This is a genomic window from Shewanella sp. SM73 (assembly GCF_025653795.1).
In the GTDB taxonomy this organism is placed as follows: Bacteria; Pseudomonadota; Gammaproteobacteria; order Enterobacterales; family Shewanellaceae; genus Shewanella; species Shewanella oncorhynchi.
Genome location: NZ_JAKKRY010000008.1, coordinates 18,928 through 36,421, shown reverse-complemented (window position 1 = coordinate 36,421; position 17,494 = coordinate 18,928). Strand labels below are relative to the sequence as shown.

Genomic DNA, 17,494 nt, shown 5'->3' with positions numbered 1-17,494 from the left:
ACGTGACAGGATTAATCCTGAGACTGAATAAAAGTAAAGAAGAGTTTTTGACGATTTAAAATACGGCGATGACGAATTTTTAGCAAAGTACGACGACGCGCAACGGTATTGTTGATGGTTTTTCTTCTCATATTGACCCCATTAATTGTTATTATCGATGCCCTACAGAGATTTATCTTAGGTCATAACCCAAGACAGTAGCAGTTGCACAGGAGTGCAGCAATAGCACTGGTCAGATAAGCTGAACTAAGCGATGTTTTTCATCGCAAATTTGAGTTAGGTTGGCAAACCTTAATTCGGTTCTCCTGTTGTTTGATATCGCACCTTGTTGAAGACATCTATGTACATCTTGAGTTTTTATGTTGGTGTTCTTGTTACGTAAAACTCTGTACTTGATATATAAGAAGTGAGTTGTTGGATTGTCGTTTGGCCCATGCACCTGAGCGCTAACGAGTTAAGCTATTTAGGTTGATCAGGGCTTAACGTTCCTGCTGGAAGTACGGGTTCTTCCACAGTAAGGTCGCTCGAGTCATCATCGGGGGCGGGTTGTTTCGACTGATTATCCACCCAGACTAGCGTGTCATAGTAGCGACGGATGCTGTCGACGTAATGAACGGCTTCACTGCCTCGGGCGTAACCATAACGTGTTTTTTGATAATATTTACGCTTTTGCAGTAGCGGTAGTACCTTTTTTAAATCTCGCCAAGCATTGGGATTTAACTCCATCGATTCCGCAAGCTTACGTGCATCTTCAATATGGGCATATCCTATGTTGTAAGAGGCCAGCGCAAACCACATGCGTTGACTCTCGGGGATCGATTCTGGCAGGCGATTGATCATATCGTTCAAATACGCCGCGCCGCCGCGAATACTTTCTTCGGCATCGAGTCGGTTGGTGATCCCAATCTCTTTGGCGGTTGGCTGAGTCAACATCATCATGCCACGCACTCCTGTGGCCGAGCGGGCATTAGGATTCCAATGTGATTCTTGATAGCTGGTTGCTGCCAGTTTACGCCAATCTAAATTGCCTGCATGGGTTTCAAATAATTGTCGATAACGCGGCAATACTGTCTCAATGGCACGGATAAATGCGCGAGTATCGATATAATCGAAGCGTTTTACATGACCAAAGTATTTCTCGTTGAGATGATCCAGCGTTCCGGCAAGCTTCTCTTGGTGCCAAAAGGCCAGCAATTTACTCATAAGTTCATCACTGTGAGTGGGAGGTAATAGCCAGATCACATCGAGTTTTTCTTCTAGCACAGGGCCTGAGCGTAGGTCGGGCAGGTAGCGACGGTTGATCTGTACGCTGCTGGAGTCGGCGATAGTGTAGTCAATTTCTTTGTTGGCAATCATGGCCAACAACTCTTCACTGTCTTTGTCGGTAATTTGATCCCACACCAGCGTTGGATAATGCTTTTGCAACTGGGTCAAGGTCTCGACGAAGGAAGAGTCGGCGATAACGGTGATCTTGCCTTTTAAGTCACTGATGTCTTTTGGGGTTGGCATGCCTTCGCGATACACCAACACTTGATTCACCCGGTATAGCGGTGGACCTAAGCGGAACTGTTCTCGCCTTGTGGGTGTTTCTGTCATGCCTGCAGCAATAATATCGATTTCATTCTTTTTGAGGGCTTCGTACAACTCGATACGGTTTGTGTAGGGCACCATTTTTAAGGGCACATTTAAGTATTCGGCAAACAATACCGCCATATCGTAATCGAAACCGCTATCACCTTGGCCCGAGGTCATATAAATCTGTGGGCCGTAAAGTGTACCGACTCTTAGCTCAGTTAATTTTTTGGGCACGAATTCTGTTTCGTCCACGGTCACCTGCTGACAGGCTGTCAGTAGGAAACCTAAGATAAGAGCGAACAGAAATCGAGTCATTAAATGTACTTATAGTAAATAAAATCAATATTATAGATAGCGAGTTAACAGTGGGGCATTAGTGGTGAACTGGCTGACATTGGTGGGATTATATCCGTTTGTCTGCGATTTCGAAAAAAAATCATTCTGGGGGAAAGTGCAGTCGACACAATACTGGGCTTTTTATATCACAGGAAACACTGTTTTGCGTAAGGTCGCAGGTGATTTGTGACAGACATTTCCTTATAATAGCGCCACCTCTGACCCCTGCAATAATAAATAATAAGGTGAATAGACGTGATGGAGATCATCCGCGGAGCCCCTGCACTCTCGACGTTTAGGGTGCAAAAGCTGATGGAGGCCTGCGAAAACGCGGCGCTTCCGGTACGCCAAATCTATGCTGAGTATGTTCATTTAGCGGATTTGAGCGAGTTGCTCGACACAAATGAACGCCAGCAACTTGAAAAAATTCTCACCTATGGACCTGCGATAGAAGCTCATATCCCCCAAGGTTCACTCCTGTTTGTCACTCCTCGCCCCGGTACTATTTCTCCTTGGTCTTCAAAAGCCACTGACATCGCGCACAATTGTGGCCTTGGTAAAGTGAAGCGTTTGGAGCGAGGCGTTGCGTATTATGTCGAGTCAGATGCACTGACAACGCCTCAGCAACAAGCCTTAAATGCGTTGCTGCACGATCGTATGGTTGAAATTATCCTCGATGATTTTACCAAAGCCGATGTGCTGTTCAAACGTACTGAGCCTGCGCCGTTTAAGAGCGTCAATATTCTTGCCGAAGGTCGCCGCGCACTTGAAGTGGCTAACACTGAGTTGGGGCTTGCCTTAGCCGAAGATGAAATCGACTATTTAGTCGAGAACTTCGTCCGTTTAGGCCGTAATCCCCATGACATCGAATTGATGATGTTTGCTCAGGCGAACTCTGAGCATTGTCGTCATAAGATTTTTAATGCAGATTGGACCATTGACGGTGAAGTTCAGCCTAAGTCACTGTTCAAGATGATCAAGAACACCTTTGAAACCACGCCTGATCACGTGTTATCTGCCTACAAAGATAACGCTGCTGTGATGGAAGGTTCGGTTGCGGGTCGTTTCTTCCCCGATCCTGATGGGGTATACAACTACCACACTGAACCAATGCACATCCTGATGAAAGTGGAAACCCACAACCATCCAACCGCTATCAGCCCATATCCTGGCGCTGCAACCGGTTCGGGTGGTGAAATCCGTGATGAAGGCGCGACAGGTCGTGGTTCTAAACCTAAAGCGGGTTTAACAGGCTTTAGTGTATCCAATTTAAAAATCCCAGGTTTTGTTCAACCATGGGAAGGTAACTATGGCAAGCCAGAGCGTATCGTCAGTGCGCTGGACATCATGACCGAAGGTCCTCTTGGCGGCGCGGCATTTAACAACGAGTTTGGTCGTCCGGCATTGGTCGGTTATTTCCGTACCTATGAGCAGGAAGTCAGCAGCCACAACGGTGTTGAAGTCCGTGGTTACCACAAGCCAATTATGCTAGCCGGTGGTTTAGGTAACATTCGTGAAGAACACGTACAAAAGGGCGAAATCACCGTTGGCGCTAAGCTGATTGTGCTCGGTGGGCCTGCGATGAACATTGGTTTGGGCGGCGGCGCCGCTTCGTCTATGGCATCGGGTCAATCGAGTGAAGACTTAGATTTTGCTTCTGTGCAACGTGAAAACCCAGAAATGGAACGTCGTTGTCAGGAAGTGATTGACCGCTGTTGGCAGCTTGGCGATAAAAACCCTATCCAATTTATCCACGATGTGGGCGCGGGCGGTTTGTCGAACGCTTTCCCTGAGCTCGTGAATGACGGCGAGCGCGGTGGTTTGTTTAATCTGCGTAATGTGCCTTCGGATGAGCCTGGCATGAGCCCGCTGGAAATCTGGTGTAACGAATCACAAGAACGTTATGTGATGTCAGTTGCCCCTGAAAACCTCGCGCTATTTACTGCCATCTGTGAGCGTGAGCGCGCACCGTTTGCGGTTGTGGGTGAAGCGACAGCGGAGAAACACCTGACGCTTAGCGATAGCCATTTCGACAATAATCCTATCGATTTACCGCTCGAAGTCTTATTAGGCAAAGCGCCTAAGATGAGCCGCGATGTGGTATCGGCCAAAGCCGTATCGCCAGCGCTCGAACAAAACAAGATTGATGTTAAAGAAGCGGTTAAACGCGTACTGAGCTTGCCTACAGTTGCGGATAAAACCTTCCTTATCACTATTGGCGATCGCACAGTCACGGGTTTAGTGAACCGTGACCAAATGGTGGGTCCATGGCAAGTGCCTGTGGCCGATTGCGCTGTGACTGCGGCAAGCTTTGATACCTACGCCGGTGAGGCTATGTCACTGGGTGAACGTACACCGCTAGCGCTACTAGACTTTGGCGCCTCTGCCCGTATGGCTGTGGCTGAGTCAATTATGAACATCGCTGGTGCCGATATCGGTTCATTTAAGCGTATTAAGCTTTCTGCCAACTGGATGTCTGCCGCGGGTCACCCAGGTGAAGATGCGGGTCTTTATGAAGCGGTGAAAGCCGTAGGTGAAGAATTGTGTCCAGAGCTGAGCTTGACCATTCCGGTCGGTAAAGACTCTATGTCGATGAAGACCGCATGGCAGCAAGATGGCGCGGATAAAACCGTGACGTCACCTATGTCATTGGTCATTACCGCCTTTGGTGTGGTGCAAGATATTCGCAATACAGTGACGCCAGAGCTACGCACAGATAAAGGCGAAACGTCTTTACTGTTAGTGGATTTAGGTGCGGGCAAAAATCGTTTAGGCGGTTCTTGTTTAGCCCAAGTGTTTGGTGAGCTGGGTGATATTGCGCCGGATCTTGACGATGCTGCACTGCTGCGCGGTTTCTTCGAAACCATGCAAAATCTAGTCGCTAAAAAATCGGTTATCGCTTACCACGACCGTAGCGACGGTGGTTTATTCACTACCTTAGTGGAAATGGCTTTTGCCGGTAATACAGGTTTAGACATAGATGTAGAGGACTTGCAGGGCACTGATTTAGAACGACTCTTTAATGAGGAGCTCGGCGCTGTGCTGCAAGTGAGCCGTGACAATGCTGCGAAAATTGCCGCTCAGTTCGCTATCGCTGGCGTGCCTTGCCATGTGATCGGAACTCTAGCCGACGATCAACGCATCACCATTAAAGATGGCGCGCGTGAAATCTTCAGTGATACCCGTGTAGCGCTGCGTACTGTGTGGTCAGAAACCACGTATCGAATGCAAGCTCTGCGTGATAACCCAGCGTGCGCGCTTGAAGAGTTCAAACTTAAGCAAGACGAAACCGATTTAGGCTTAACCGTTAACTTAAGTTTTGATCCAAGCACTGATGTTGCCGCACCTTATATCCTTAAGGGCGCTGCGCCTAAGATGGCGATTTTGCGTGAGCAGGGCGTTAACTCCCACGTAGAAATGGCCGCTGCTTTTGACCGCGCTGGATTTGAAAGCCGCGACGTACACATGTCGGATATTTTATCTGGCCGTATCAGCCTAGGTGAGTTCCAAGGCCTAGTGGCCTGTGGTGGCTTCTCCTACGGTGATGTATTAGGCGCAGGTGAGGGGTGGGCTAAGTCGATTCTGTTTAATGAGCGAGCTCGCGATGAGTTTTCTCGTTTCTTTGAACGTGACTCAAGTTTCTCCCTTGGCGTGTGTAACGGTTGTCAAATGCTGTCTAACCTGAAAGAAATTATCCCAGGTAGCGAGCACTGGCCACGTTTTGTGCGTAACCGCTCAGAGCGTTTCGAAGCACGTTTCAGCTTAGTTGAAGTGCAACAGAGCCCGTCGTTATTCTTCCAAGGTATGGCCGGTTCACGTATGCCAATTGCTGTATCTCACGGTGAAGGTTTGGCTGAGTTTGCTAGCCCTGAAGCGCTGGCGATTGCCGAAGCGTCAGGCACTATTGCGCTGCGTTTTGTCAATGGTAAAGGTGATATCGCGACTCAGTATCCACAAAACCCGAACGGCTCGCCAAATGGCTTGACTGGGATTTGTACCACAGATGGCCGCGTAACCTTGATGATGCCGCACCCCGAACGTGTGTTCAGAACTGTGGCGAACTCTTGGCATCCAGATGCTTGGGGTGAAGATAGCCCTTGGATGCGTATGTTCCGTAATGCACGAGTGACCTTAGGTTAAGCGTTTAAAGTCAACGGCTTTTGCCTTTGTTGAGTGGTAAAAGCAGGTTAATGAAAGCGTAAAAAAGGAGCGATAATTTCGCTCCTTTTTTTATATATAAAATGCATTTTATGGAAGTGATTGTATTTCAAATTATTAACGCTTATTGCAAATAATCTAATGGACTAAAGTGGCAAAATAGCCACTTTAATCGGTAAATACCTATTAATAGGTATGTTGCGCATTTGATACGGGGCGTGGTGTTTTATGGGGTTCTGGAGTTGTTGGGGGATGCTAGGGTCTTAATATAGAAAAAGCCCCCAATCTCAGGGAGATGGGGGCCCGTTTTGCGCTAACAAAACTTCACATAAATGCAATCAATTTCACGAGTAATTCTGGGGATTATTTCAGCTCATTAGCTGTATAAAGTTCAACAAAAACACGCTTGTAGCTGTTAACCAGACGTTCAAATAATTTAGTCATATCGATATCTCCACACCAAAAGTTAGTACCTATGTGCGCGAAGTTGGTCTTGGCTGGGCTACGACACCAGTTCTACCAAATTGTCTCCTTAACACAGGACATATATTAAACAACTTAGGTTAGCTTCTCAAACGAGAAAAAATACAAATATTCATTATTAAAACTAATGCATTTTAGCCTGTTCGATTGTGATTTTTTATATTTATATTTATTTATATTTGATTTTAAAGGTTTTAAATTATGACTCACTTAAATTTGTGACAATATTTTTTAGTTAATTTGTTGCAACATTATTTATTTATTGGTTTTTTGATGATTAGAGCTTATTTTTGCTGCCTAGTTAGTGAAAGCATGACTTTATATCAATTAATGGTTGCTCACTACTCTTGTTTTTATCGATTGTCAATCCTCTCTGGTGGGGAAGTGTGTGCCTCACCGCAAAACCCACCTAAACCCCTGAGTTTGATTGATTTGCATCAAAGCGAGGTGGTATAAAATAGCCACAAATGAAAATGAATAAATATCTTAACTATCTGATATTTATATCGATGAAATCATTTGATTGAGTGAGTGGTAGGGTGTCGGTCTCAGTTACTTGCGATAGTGTGACTCGCGTCTCAATATGCAACAGATATTGGTACTTTTTAGCCCTTGCTGCTTCGAACTAATGCAAAAGATTAAATTTAACGGTTTATACTGTTGTCGCAGATATAAACACAAAATGAAAACTCACTATCCTACAAAGGCACTTGCTGTGATTGACGCGGGTTATGTCATAGCAATTGGACGCACCAAGTAAGGAGTCACCGATGATTGTTGAAGAGGTTGTTGAGCTATCGCGGTTGCAGTTTGCGCTGACAGCCATGTATCACTTCCTATTTGTTCCCTTGACTTTGGGGTTGGCATTTTTGCTGGCTATCATGGAATCACTGTATGTGATGACTGATAAACAAATTTATAAAGATATGACTAAGTTCTGGGGTAAGTTATTTGGTATTAACTTTGCCTTGGGGGTTACCACAGGTTTGGCAATGGAATTCCAGTTTGGTACTAACTGGTCTTACTATTCGCATTACGTAGGGGACATCTTTGGTGCGCCTCTGGCTATTGAAGGTTTAATGGCCTTCTTCCTTGAATCTACCTTCGTGGGTATGTTCTTCTTCGGTTGGGATCGTTTCACTAAGCGTCAGCATTTAGTCGTGACTTGGTTAGTGGCCTTTGGTTCTAACATGTCGGCATTGTGGATCCTAGTGGCAAACGGTTGGATGCAAAACCCTGTGGGTTCAGTGTTCAACTACGAAACCATGCGTATGGAAATGACCAGCTTCGCTGAGGTTGTGTTTAACCCTGTCGCGCAGGTTAAGTTTGTTCACACCGTCGCTTCGGGTTATGTGGCGGGGGCCATGTTTGTACTGGCGATCAGTGCTTATTACATCCTCAAGAAACGTGACTTACCTTTTGCCCGTCGCTCATTCGCGATTGCGGCAAGCTTTGGTATGGCGGCGATTCTGTCGGTTATCGTGTTAGGTGACGAATCTGGCTATAAAGTGGGTGAAGCACAGCGCGTTAAGTTAGCAGCGATTGAAGCTGAGTGGCATACAGAGCCTGCTCCAGCGGCCTTTACTGCTGTCGGTTTTCCGAATCAAGAAACCATGAAAACAGATTTTGCAGTCAAAATTCCTTATGCGATGGGTATAGTGGCAACACGCTCGTTGGATGAAGAAGTGACTGGTATTCATGACTTGATTGCTGAGCATGAAGTGCGTATCCGTAACGGTATGAAAGCCTATGCCATGCTAGTGAAACTGCGTGCGGGTGAAGAAACGCCTGAACTACGTGCTGCTTTTGAAGAAGCGAAAGTCGACTTAGGCTACGGTTTCTTACTAAAACGCTACACAGACAAAGTGGTTGATGCGACTGAAGAGCAAATTAAAGCAGCAGCTAAAGATTCTATCCCGAACGTAGCACCGATTTTCTGGAGCTTCCGTGTGATGGTCGGTCTAGGCTTTATCATGTTGTTCGTATTTGCTGCGGCATTCTGGCAAAGCACACGTCATCAAATTGCCGAGAAAAAATGGGTACTTAAAGCTGCACTTTATAGCTTGCCATTGCCTTGGATCGCGATTGAGTGTGGTTGGTTTGTGGCTGAGTATGGTCGTCAACCTTGGACGATTTCTGAGGTACTACCGACCTTTATGTCTGCGTCAAGCTTAACGACTGGCGACTTATGGTTCAGTATCCTTTCTATCACCTTGTTCTACACTGTACTGCTGGTGATTGAGATGTTCTTGATGTTTAAGTTTGCCCGCATTGGTCCGAGCAGTTTGAAAACTGGTCGTTATCATTTCGAGAACCTAGAAGCCTAAGCAGAGGATTTCATTATGTTTGATTATGAAATATTAAGAGTTATCTGGTGGGCTCTGATCGGCGTACTGTTCATCGGATTTGCGGTTACTGATGGTTTTGACATGGGTGTCGGTGCGTTACTGCCAATTATAGGCAAAGACGATACTGAGCGCCGTATCATGGTTAACACTATTGCTCCCCATTGGGACGGCAACCAAGTGTGGTTAATCACAGCAGGCGGTGCGTTATTTGCCGCTTGGCCTATGGTGTATGCAGTGTCTTTCTCTGGCTTCTATGTCGCCATGATGTTAGTGCTGTTTGCCCTCTACATGCGTCCAGTCGGATTCGATTATCGTTCTAAAATCGAAAATCCAAAATGGCGTAAGTCGTGGGACTGGGCTTTGTTTGCCGGTGGTTTTGTACCTCCGCTAATCATAGGCGTGGCCTTTGGTAACTTGTTACAAGGTGTGCCTTTTGAATTCGACGAGTTCCTACGTGCGACTTATCACGGTGGTCTGTTCGGCCTGTTGAATCCTTTCGGTTTGCTGGCAGGTCTTGTGAGCGTGAGCATGTTTATGATGCAAGGCGCTTCTTGGCTACAAATGAAGACTGACAGTGAGCTGCGTGTTCGTGCTGCGAAAGCCACGCAATTCTTCGCACTGTTAGTGGCTGTGTTGTTTGCTGCTGCGGGTGTGTGGTTAGCCAATGGTATTGATGGTTATGTAGTGACTTCAGTACTGGACCATAATGCGGTTTCTAACCCAGCCATGAAAACCGTCGCAATTGAAGCGGGTGCTTGGCTTGCCAACTATGACAAATACCCCATCACTATGCTGTTCCCCATCTTAGGTGTGGCATTGCCTCTGCTAGTGATTTTGGTTAGCCGCTTTAACCGTTCAGGTTTTGCGTTCCTATTCAGCTCACTCACTGTGGCTATGGTGATTTTGACTTGCGGTGCAGCAATGTTCCCATTCGTCATGCCATCATCACTTAACCCTAACGTCAGTTTGACTATGTGGGATGCAACAGCCAGTAAAATGACCTTAGGTGTTATGACTGCTGCTGCAGCGATTTTCGTACCTATAGTGTTGAGCTACACTGTCTGGACTTACTACAAGATGTTTGGTCGTATCGGCCGTAAGCATATTGAAGATAACAAAGCCTCACTCTATTAGGCATTAAGGAGCATCTGCTATGTGGTATTTTACGTGGATATTAGGGGTTTTGTTGGCCTGTTCTTTCGGGATTATCAATGCCCTGTGGCTTGAGAATACAGAGAACATGGACAGATCGGCAGAAGATGCCGAGTAACGTCTAAACTCGATTTAAAAACCTCGCATCAGCGGGGTTTTTTATTGAGATTTTTGATCGGCGGAGGTTATTTTAATTAGAGGCAGAGCTAGGCTATCGTATTAGGCCAAGCAGTTAACTTCGCTGCAGAGTGGTGATGTAACTGCAACGAATAGGTCTGATATCATTGTTTTTGATTGTGCTCTCTGCAGATGCTTGCTCTGCATGGCTTAAGATATTTTCTCCATTACTCCTTTACGTCAGTATCCTAAATCAAAGTCCCAAATCCATTTCTTAAATGTGGCTCCTATCGTTTTGATGTAGTGCTGTTATAAAAAATGCCGCCCTGTTAGGGCGGCATTTAACGTTTGATAAAGCACTAACTCTGTATCTAACCTGAACTCGGGATAACGAGTGTCGAAAAATCTAAATTTAACAAATAAAATCAATGGTATAAAATTATTCGTTTAAAGCGAAAAATCTATTTCCTGACTGAATGCGCAGATTTTTGCGCATATCAAGGCGCTCTGTCGTACGCCATAGCGAGCTATGGTTAGACAGAGCAACGCAGAGAGGCCCGAAAAGATGCCTATTCAGCGGCTCTGCTTATCCCGAGCTCAGGTTATCTAAGTCCGTATTTGAGTTAGGCCTTAAACTGGCTTATTTGGCGTTTTAAGGCGGCGGCTAAGGAAGACAGTTCATTGGCAGAATGCACTGTTTCAGTGGCACGGTGCTCGCCTTCGTTAGCGAGTTCGCTGATCTGATGCAAATTGTGGGTTATCTCTTGTGCAACACTGCTTTGCTGCTCAGTAGCCGAGGCTATATTGCGTGAGCTAATCGCGAGTTCGCCAATCCTACGGGTGATTTCCTTCAGTTGTTCACCCGTTGCTTCACCCTGTGTTGCAGATTCCATTCCTAATTGATGACTTTGGCTCATTTGTTCTGTGGTGCTTTTCACTTGAGTTTGCAGCTTTTCAATCGTTTGGCCAATTTCTACAATGGATGACTGGGTCCGCTGGGCGAGAGTTCTCACCTCATCGGCAACGACGGCAAAGCCTCGACCTTGATCGCCTGCGCGCGCCGCTTCAATCGCTGCATTTAATGCGAGTAAATTAGTTTGCTCGGCAATGCTGTTAATGACTTCGGTCACTTTGCTGATCGCTTCACTTTCATGGCTGACTTTTTCAACCGATTGATGACTGTTGTTGAGTTGCTGACTGAGTTTGAGTAAATCCTGCACCATTTTAGTCTGTTGGTTTTGACCTTCTTTGGCTGCGGCATCCACTTGCTGGCTTTGAACTGCGCCATCTTGGGCATGATTAGCCACATCACGGATCGAGGTCGACATTTCTTCGATGGCAGTTGCGATTTGATCCGTTTGTAGCATTAGGGCTTGAGCTTCTTCACCATTTTGCTTCGCGATGCTCTGTGCCTTGGAGGCTTGTTGCTCTAGACTCATGACTGAATCCTGCAATGCAATAATCAATTGCCTGAGCTCTGAGGACATAGTTGATACGCTGGTCGTAATTCGATCCACTTCGTTTTGACTCTGTGGTTCTGATGGCGCTAAGTGATGGCTAAAATCGCCACTGCCTAAATTTTCCATATGCACTTGGAGGGCATGCAAAGGTTTGAGTGCGCGAATTAAGACAACTGATAATAGCGCTGTGATCAGCGCGATCCCTGTGATAGCAACGATGGCGTTGATGGTGAGCAATTGCATACTTTCTTCATTAAGCTCACTTGCCTTGACTTGACCCACTAGCACCCAATTCCAGCCTGTTACTGTTTGGCTATAGGCAAACATGGGCTCATTTTTACTATTGCTGTAATGGGATTCCGCATCATTTTGGGTGGCATACGCAACACTTAAGCCATCAAGCATACTTTCGGTGATGATGTCACCTGCGTTGAACTTAGGATGGGCGACTAACACATTGTCTGCTTTGCGTACTAATAGAAAATGGCCACTTTCTTCTAAGGTGATTCTGTTAACTGCTTCTTGTAATTGTTTTAAGGAACTGGTGATGTCGAAGCCAATATATAAGATACCAATAACTTTGCCCTGTGTGTCTTTCACTGGACGATAGACTGTCATGTAGTCTTTGCCGAAAAGTTTGGCATAACCTTCGTATTCATTACCGCTGAGCAGCACTTGATAGCCTGGATGTGTTTTGCCAAGGGAAGTACCTAGTGCACGGCTGCCATCGGCTTTTTTGAGCGAAGTCGAAACTCGCATAAAGTCATCGCCATCACGCACGAATACCGTAGCGGTACCGCCAGTTAGATTAGCAAAACGATCGACTTTACTTTTTGATGAGTTCACTTGTTCTTGTTCATGCATTAGGGCTGGAGAGCCGACTCCCATCACATTGACAGTTTTATTTTGCAGACTAAATTGTCCAGGATACATTTCCTTAAAAACATCGGCGTTGCGTCTCGCAAGCTGCAGAAGACTATCGTACTGCAGCTCTAACATGTCTGAAACTGCACGCATTTCAGATTTCATGGCACTGATACCTTTATCTTCTAATACATTTGAAGCGGCTTTATAGGAGACGGTACTCAGTACGCCAAAGATGAGAAGAGTAAGAATAAACGCGAGGGCGCCAATTTGTTTTGCAATAGGCCAATTTTTATAATTCATCGTAAGATCCTATAGGTAACGGTTACATCAATGTAGCCTAAGTTTTACTTTGTAGTCTTGATGTGGGTCTAAAACTTCTGCAATTTTAAACTCATTTCGTTGATATTTTTGCAGTTTTAGACTTGGACTCATCGGCTTATTTTGCAGAAATGTTAGTAGATAACATGTCCAAGTACTGGCTGTATTTTGAGGGTATAGACTAAGCTGCTTAAGGTAAATGGAGTTTATAGTGTTAGAACCACATTATAGGAGAAGTGTATATGCTAGGTGAGAATCATGCGCTGGTTTATGAGTTTCCTGATTTTGTCGATCAAATTAAGCATTTAAAAGTCAATAATACTGCCTTTGCGACCATGGCTAGTCGTTACCATGAACTCGATAATAAAATTAGGGCGCTGGAGTTAACAAAAGTGCCCACCGCCGATGAGCACTTTTTAGCGTTAAAATTAGAGCGATTAAACCTTAAAGATAAACTGTACCAATATCTAGTTCATGATGCGATTTGAGCTTGAATCGCGGATGGGGTGTTCGCCGTACGGGTTTTCATCAGCAGCAAATACATGGTTGGAACCCATACCAGAGAAAGTAAAGTCGTCAGCAGGGTGCCGCCCGCGATAGCAATGGCAAAGGGAGGCCAAAACCCGCCGCCAGCAATGATGAGCGGAATAAAACCGCCCACGGTGGTAATAGTTGTTGAGCTGATATGACGGCCACAGCTGCTGACGGTAGAGACTATGGTTTCCATATCGCCGAGCCGAGCGCTCGGCATATCTTCTAGTTCGGCCAAGATCACAATCGCAGCGTTAATGGCAAGTCCCATTAATCCAAGTAGTCCTATGATGACTGGGAATCCAAATGGGTACCCGAACACAAACACGGCTAATAGGCCTAGTCCTGCTGATTGTATCGCGCTCAATAGAATAATCGCTGTGAGCCGAAAGGAGTTAAACGACAATACCACAGTGGCTAATAACAAGGTGACGACCAACATCATATTGGACAGTAAATTACCGACTGCTTCGTTACGCTTAGCGCTTTCCCCACCGATTTCAATGCGATAACCCGATGGCAACGGTAATTGAGCCACTTTATCTTTAACATCATTAAGTACTTGAGCAGGTAATACCCCACTGACGATGTAGGCTTCTATGGTATTAACCCTTTGGCCGTTGCGCCTTGGAATGGCGCCGCGGCTCACTTGCACTTCGTTGTGGGCGAGGGCGGATAATGCAACAGACTCACCCGAAGGTGTCATTAATTGAATTTCAGAAAGGCGGCTCACCTGCTCGCGACTGTCATCAGTAAGGCGAACTCGTACGGGTAACGATTCTGTTTGCTCAAGCACGCTGCCACCGATAACGCCTGTGGTTGACATTTGGATCTGTTTGGCAATGTCCGTCAGGCTTAACCCACTCATTAGACTGGCATCTTCATTTACCTGTAGCCACAGCTTAGGCGCACCGGCACTTAAGGTTGCACGTGTGTGAAGTACGTCCGGCGTTTGCGCGAGAATATTACGAACGTCGTCGCCCAATGATCGCAAAGTATCTAGATTCGGGCCGAAGATCATTAACTCCACTGGTGCATTAAAGGGCGGGCCTTGCTCGAGTTTTCGTACTAGTACTTGCGCTTCGGGAAAAGCGTTATCAAATTGCTGTTGTAATTCGGGGATTAACTCATTGGCACGCTCAAAGTCAGTCACTTTTACCATGGCCTGTGCATAGTTAGTCGCCCCTTGTTGGCGCTGCGTCAGGTTGTAATAAAATGAGGGCGTATTACCGCCGACCACCCAATCGACTTGAGTGATCCCTGTGACTGCGTGGAGTTTTTTATCCATCAACTGCACTTGGTTCAAGGTGTTTTCTAAACTCACATGGGGCGCAAGATAAATTTCAATTTGGAACATGTCCCTGTCCGATGGCGGAAAGAATTGCTCTGTCATCTTACCCGAGGCGAAAAACCCTAATACTGGTGTAATGCCGATAAGCAGCGCGCTGACGATAGGGCGTTTAAGGGCAATTCTCAGGCTCGCTTGAAAATATTGGCTCACTAGCGGGAGGTTGATCCCGTGTTGGTACCAGACATCCTGTTTACCTTCATGACTAAAACGTCCCGCGAGCCCTGCAATTAACGTATGGGAAATCACGTAAGAGCCCAGCAGCGCAAACATCACTGACATGGCAATACCACCGACAAATTCCCCCGCAGCACCGGGCATGAGTACTATGGGCGCAAAAGCCAAAATAGTGGTGATAGTCGATCCCGCTAAGGGCAGCCAAAGGTGGTGTAAGGTTTCGCTCACTGCGGCTAAACGGCTCATTCCTTGCTGACGCCTTTGTGATATGGCATCGACAATCACTATCGCATTGTCCACCATGATCCCAAGGGCGACGACGAGTCCTGTCACCGACATTTGATGTATCGGCAGCCCGATATATTTCATGCACGCCAAGGTAAATAGCGCTGTGAGCGGCAATGAAATCGCCACTATGATGGCGTTTCTTAAGCCTAGGGTGAGGAGTAATACCAGCAAGATGATGACAAATCCTTGCAGCAGGTTAACCACTAGCCCGCCAAGTCGTTCGCTGGTGTAACTGTTTTGCTCGAATAGCCATTGGATTTGGATATTGGCGGGGACTTCGCGATTGAGTTCGTCAACGACGTTATTGACTTGTGCTTGCCAAAGATCAACACGGGTATTATCGATCATTCGTACTGCAACCATTACGACTTGTTCACCATCGACTAACGCTATGCTATCCGCTGGGGTTTGAGCTTGGCGAGTCACTGTTGCTATGTCGCCGAGGCGAATAATTTGCCCTTGGCTATCAATTTTAAGCGGCACTTGGCGAATACGGGTTAAAGAATTAAGCTCGCCGGAGACTTCAACTAAGGCACGAAATTCACGGTTGTTGATTTCACCGGCAGCAATTTTACTATCGGCGCCACTGAGAATATGGGCGATTGAAGCAGGAGAGAGCTGTAACTGGCTCATCTTGTTACCATCAAGCTGCACTAGCATTTCTTCGGTCGGTGCGCCGTAAAGTTTGACAAAATCCGTGCCCGATAACAGCCTGAGCCGACTCTGTAATTCTTTTGCGTAGCGGTTTAGCATGTCGACTTGTACGGGCGTATTACTATTCCACACTAAACTTAAGATGGCGGTGTAGGCATAACCAATTTGATCATCGAGTGTGGGAGATTGTATGCCCTCAGGTAAATTAATTTTCGCATCGGCCAATAAATCCCGCGCTCGAGACCATACGGGAGCCGTTTCTTTAACTGTGTCTTTCAATTCTAACTGTATAACTGAAATCCCTGGTCGAGAGGTTGATTGGATCAACTTAATTTCTTCCAAACGTCTGAGCTGGTTTTCAATGACTTCAGTCACTAAGGCTTCGACCCGCTCGGCTGAGGCGCCAGGATAAGGGGTGATCACTGAGGCGAAACGGTTAGTTATGTGGGGATCTTCAGTACGCGGTAGGCTCGATATCGCACCAAAGCCTGCGACAAGTAATAGCGCAATAACGAGGCTGACTAAGCGGCCGTTTTCAACAAAGGCTTTAATCATAATTACCTCGTGGCTGCAGCAATGGGAGATACAGTTTGGCCTACGACCAGCTTATGCAGCCCTTGGCTGACATAGATTTCATTAGGCTGAATCGCGCCTTGAATGTAGGCCATGTCTTGGGTGGTGTAGAGGATTTCCACATCGCGTCGCTCTATGATGGATTGCTGTTCATAGTTTGCGATGACATAGAGATTCCATAATCCGCGAATACCATCCGTCAGTGCGGAAATGGGTACCCAATAGCCCGGTTGCGGGATTTGCTGTTGTTGATGCAGATACGCAATTTCACCGTTAATCACACGGGCATCTTGGGGTAGGCTGATCCTAAGTTGTAGGGTACGACTGACGGGATTGACTTCAGCGCTAATACCGGCAATTTCAGCAGGAAAGGTTTGATCTCGTACACTAACTTGCACTTGCTGTTTGGTGTGAAATTGCTCTGCTAGCGCAACAGGAACACCAATATAAGCTTCAGGATTGATGTTACCCACTAAGGTGAAGATAGGACTGCCCGCGGCAATCACTTCGCCAAGATTATGTAGCCTTTGGCTTATGGTGCCGTCAAAGGGCGCCACTAAGATGGATTTATCGAGCTTAAGTTGATTGGCATGCTGTGAGGCAAATAGGCGGTTTTTCGCTGCGGCTAAGCTATTTAATTGTGAGCGGTTTTCATCTAATAGCTGTTCAGAGACATAGCCTGATTTTTTTAATTCTTGATTACGTTTTAGAGTGCTGGTGGCCAGATCAACATCGGCTTGGGTTTGTGCCAGACTTGCTTGGATCTCTTGACGCTCGGCTTCGAGTAGCCGGGTATCGAGAACTGCAAGTATTTGTCCTTGCTTAACTTTACTCCCAGAATCGACCTGTAAATTGTTCAACTTCCCCGCTAGTTCAAAGCCTACACCTGTGGTATTACCTGCACGGATGGTGCCAGTGAAGGTCTGAAAGTGTTCATAACTTGGGGTCTGGATCAACGTTTGGCTTGTGACTGTGGGTAGCGTGGCTGTCGTAGCGTGTTCGGTGACTTCCTTTTGACAGGCGGATAATGTGGCTAAAGCAAACACGCAGACGCTAAGAGTGCGCCAAGAAAGTCGGGCAGTTCGATCCATTTTAAAGGCTTCCGCTGT

The 17,494-nt window shown here is 46.3% G+C and carries 9 protein-coding genes; 5 read left to right on the top strand and 4 right to left on the bottom strand.

Annotation, left to right across the window (positions count from 1 at the left end; translation table 11 throughout):
- Positions 1-459 precede the first annotated feature (459 nt).
- The gene (gene mltF / locus L5M51_RS12625; RefSeq protein ID WP_263173076.1) at positions 460-1,890 is read right to left on the bottom strand and encodes a membrane-bound lytic murein transglycosylase MltF; all 1,431 of its coding nucleotides are present in this window, start codon (positions 1,888-1,890) and stop codon (positions 460-462) included.
- Between the two features lie 279 nt (positions 1,891-2,169).
- Between mltF and purL the strand changes: the two genes are divergently transcribed.
- The 4 genes from purL to cydX all read left to right on the top strand — a co-directional run bounded on the left by purL (position 2,170) and on the right by cydX (position 10,170).
- Positions 2,170-6,051: a phosphoribosylformylglycinamidine synthase gene (gene purL, locus L5M51_RS12620; RefSeq protein WP_263173262.1), complete on the top strand. Its 3,882-nt coding sequence runs from the start codon at positions 2,170-2,172 to the stop codon at positions 6,049-6,051.
- Positions 6,052-7,322: 1,271 nt separating this feature from the next.
- Complete coding sequence (locus L5M51_RS12615; protein WP_028761244.1) at positions 7,323-8,879, top strand: cytochrome ubiquinol oxidase subunit I; 1,557 nt, start codon at positions 7,323-7,325, stop codon at positions 8,877-8,879.
- 15 nt (positions 8,880-8,894) lie between these two features.
- The gene (gene cydB, locus L5M51_RS12610) at positions 8,895-10,034 is read left to right on the top strand and encodes a cytochrome d ubiquinol oxidase subunit II (protein WP_028761243.1); all 1,140 of its coding nucleotides are present in this window, start codon (positions 8,895-8,897) and stop codon (positions 10,032-10,034) included.
- Between the two features lie 19 nt (positions 10,035-10,053).
- Complete coding sequence (cydX, locus tag L5M51_RS12605; RefSeq protein ID WP_011788717.1) at positions 10,054-10,170, top strand: cytochrome bd-I oxidase subunit CydX; 117 nt, start codon at positions 10,054-10,056, stop codon at positions 10,168-10,170.
- A gap of 622 nt (positions 10,171-10,792) precedes the next feature.
- On the opposite strand, the gene L5M51_RS12600 is transcribed toward cydX, so the two are convergent.
- Positions 10,793-12,796, bottom strand: coding sequence for a methyl-accepting chemotaxis protein (locus tag L5M51_RS12600; protein ID WP_263173073.1), 2,004 nt, complete (start codon positions 12,794-12,796; stop codon positions 10,793-10,795).
- A 260-nt stretch (positions 12,797-13,056) separates the two neighbouring features.
- On the opposite strand from L5M51_RS12600, the gene L5M51_RS12595 reads away from it, so the two are divergent.
- On the top strand, positions 13,057-13,302 hold the full coding sequence (locus tag L5M51_RS12595; RefSeq protein WP_105251903.1) for a YdcH family protein: 246 nt from the start codon (positions 13,057-13,059) through the stop codon (positions 13,300-13,302).
- On the opposite strand, the gene L5M51_RS12590 is transcribed toward L5M51_RS12595, so the two are convergent.
- Both L5M51_RS12590 and L5M51_RS12585 read right to left on the bottom strand, forming a co-directional pair.
- The gene (locus tag L5M51_RS12590) at positions 13,287-16,367 is read right to left on the bottom strand and encodes an efflux RND transporter permease subunit (protein ID WP_263173070.1); all 3,081 of its coding nucleotides are present in this window, start codon (positions 16,365-16,367) and stop codon (positions 13,287-13,289) included. The genes L5M51_RS12595 and L5M51_RS12590 overlap by 16 nt on opposite strands.
- 2 nt (positions 16,368-16,369) lie before the next feature.
- Positions 16,370-17,476 (bottom strand): efflux RND transporter periplasmic adaptor subunit, encoded by a 1,107-nt coding sequence (locus L5M51_RS12585; RefSeq protein WP_263173068.1) that lies wholly within the window; start codon positions 17,474-17,476, stop codon positions 16,370-16,372.
- Between the last annotated feature and the right edge of the window lie 18 nt (positions 17,477-17,494).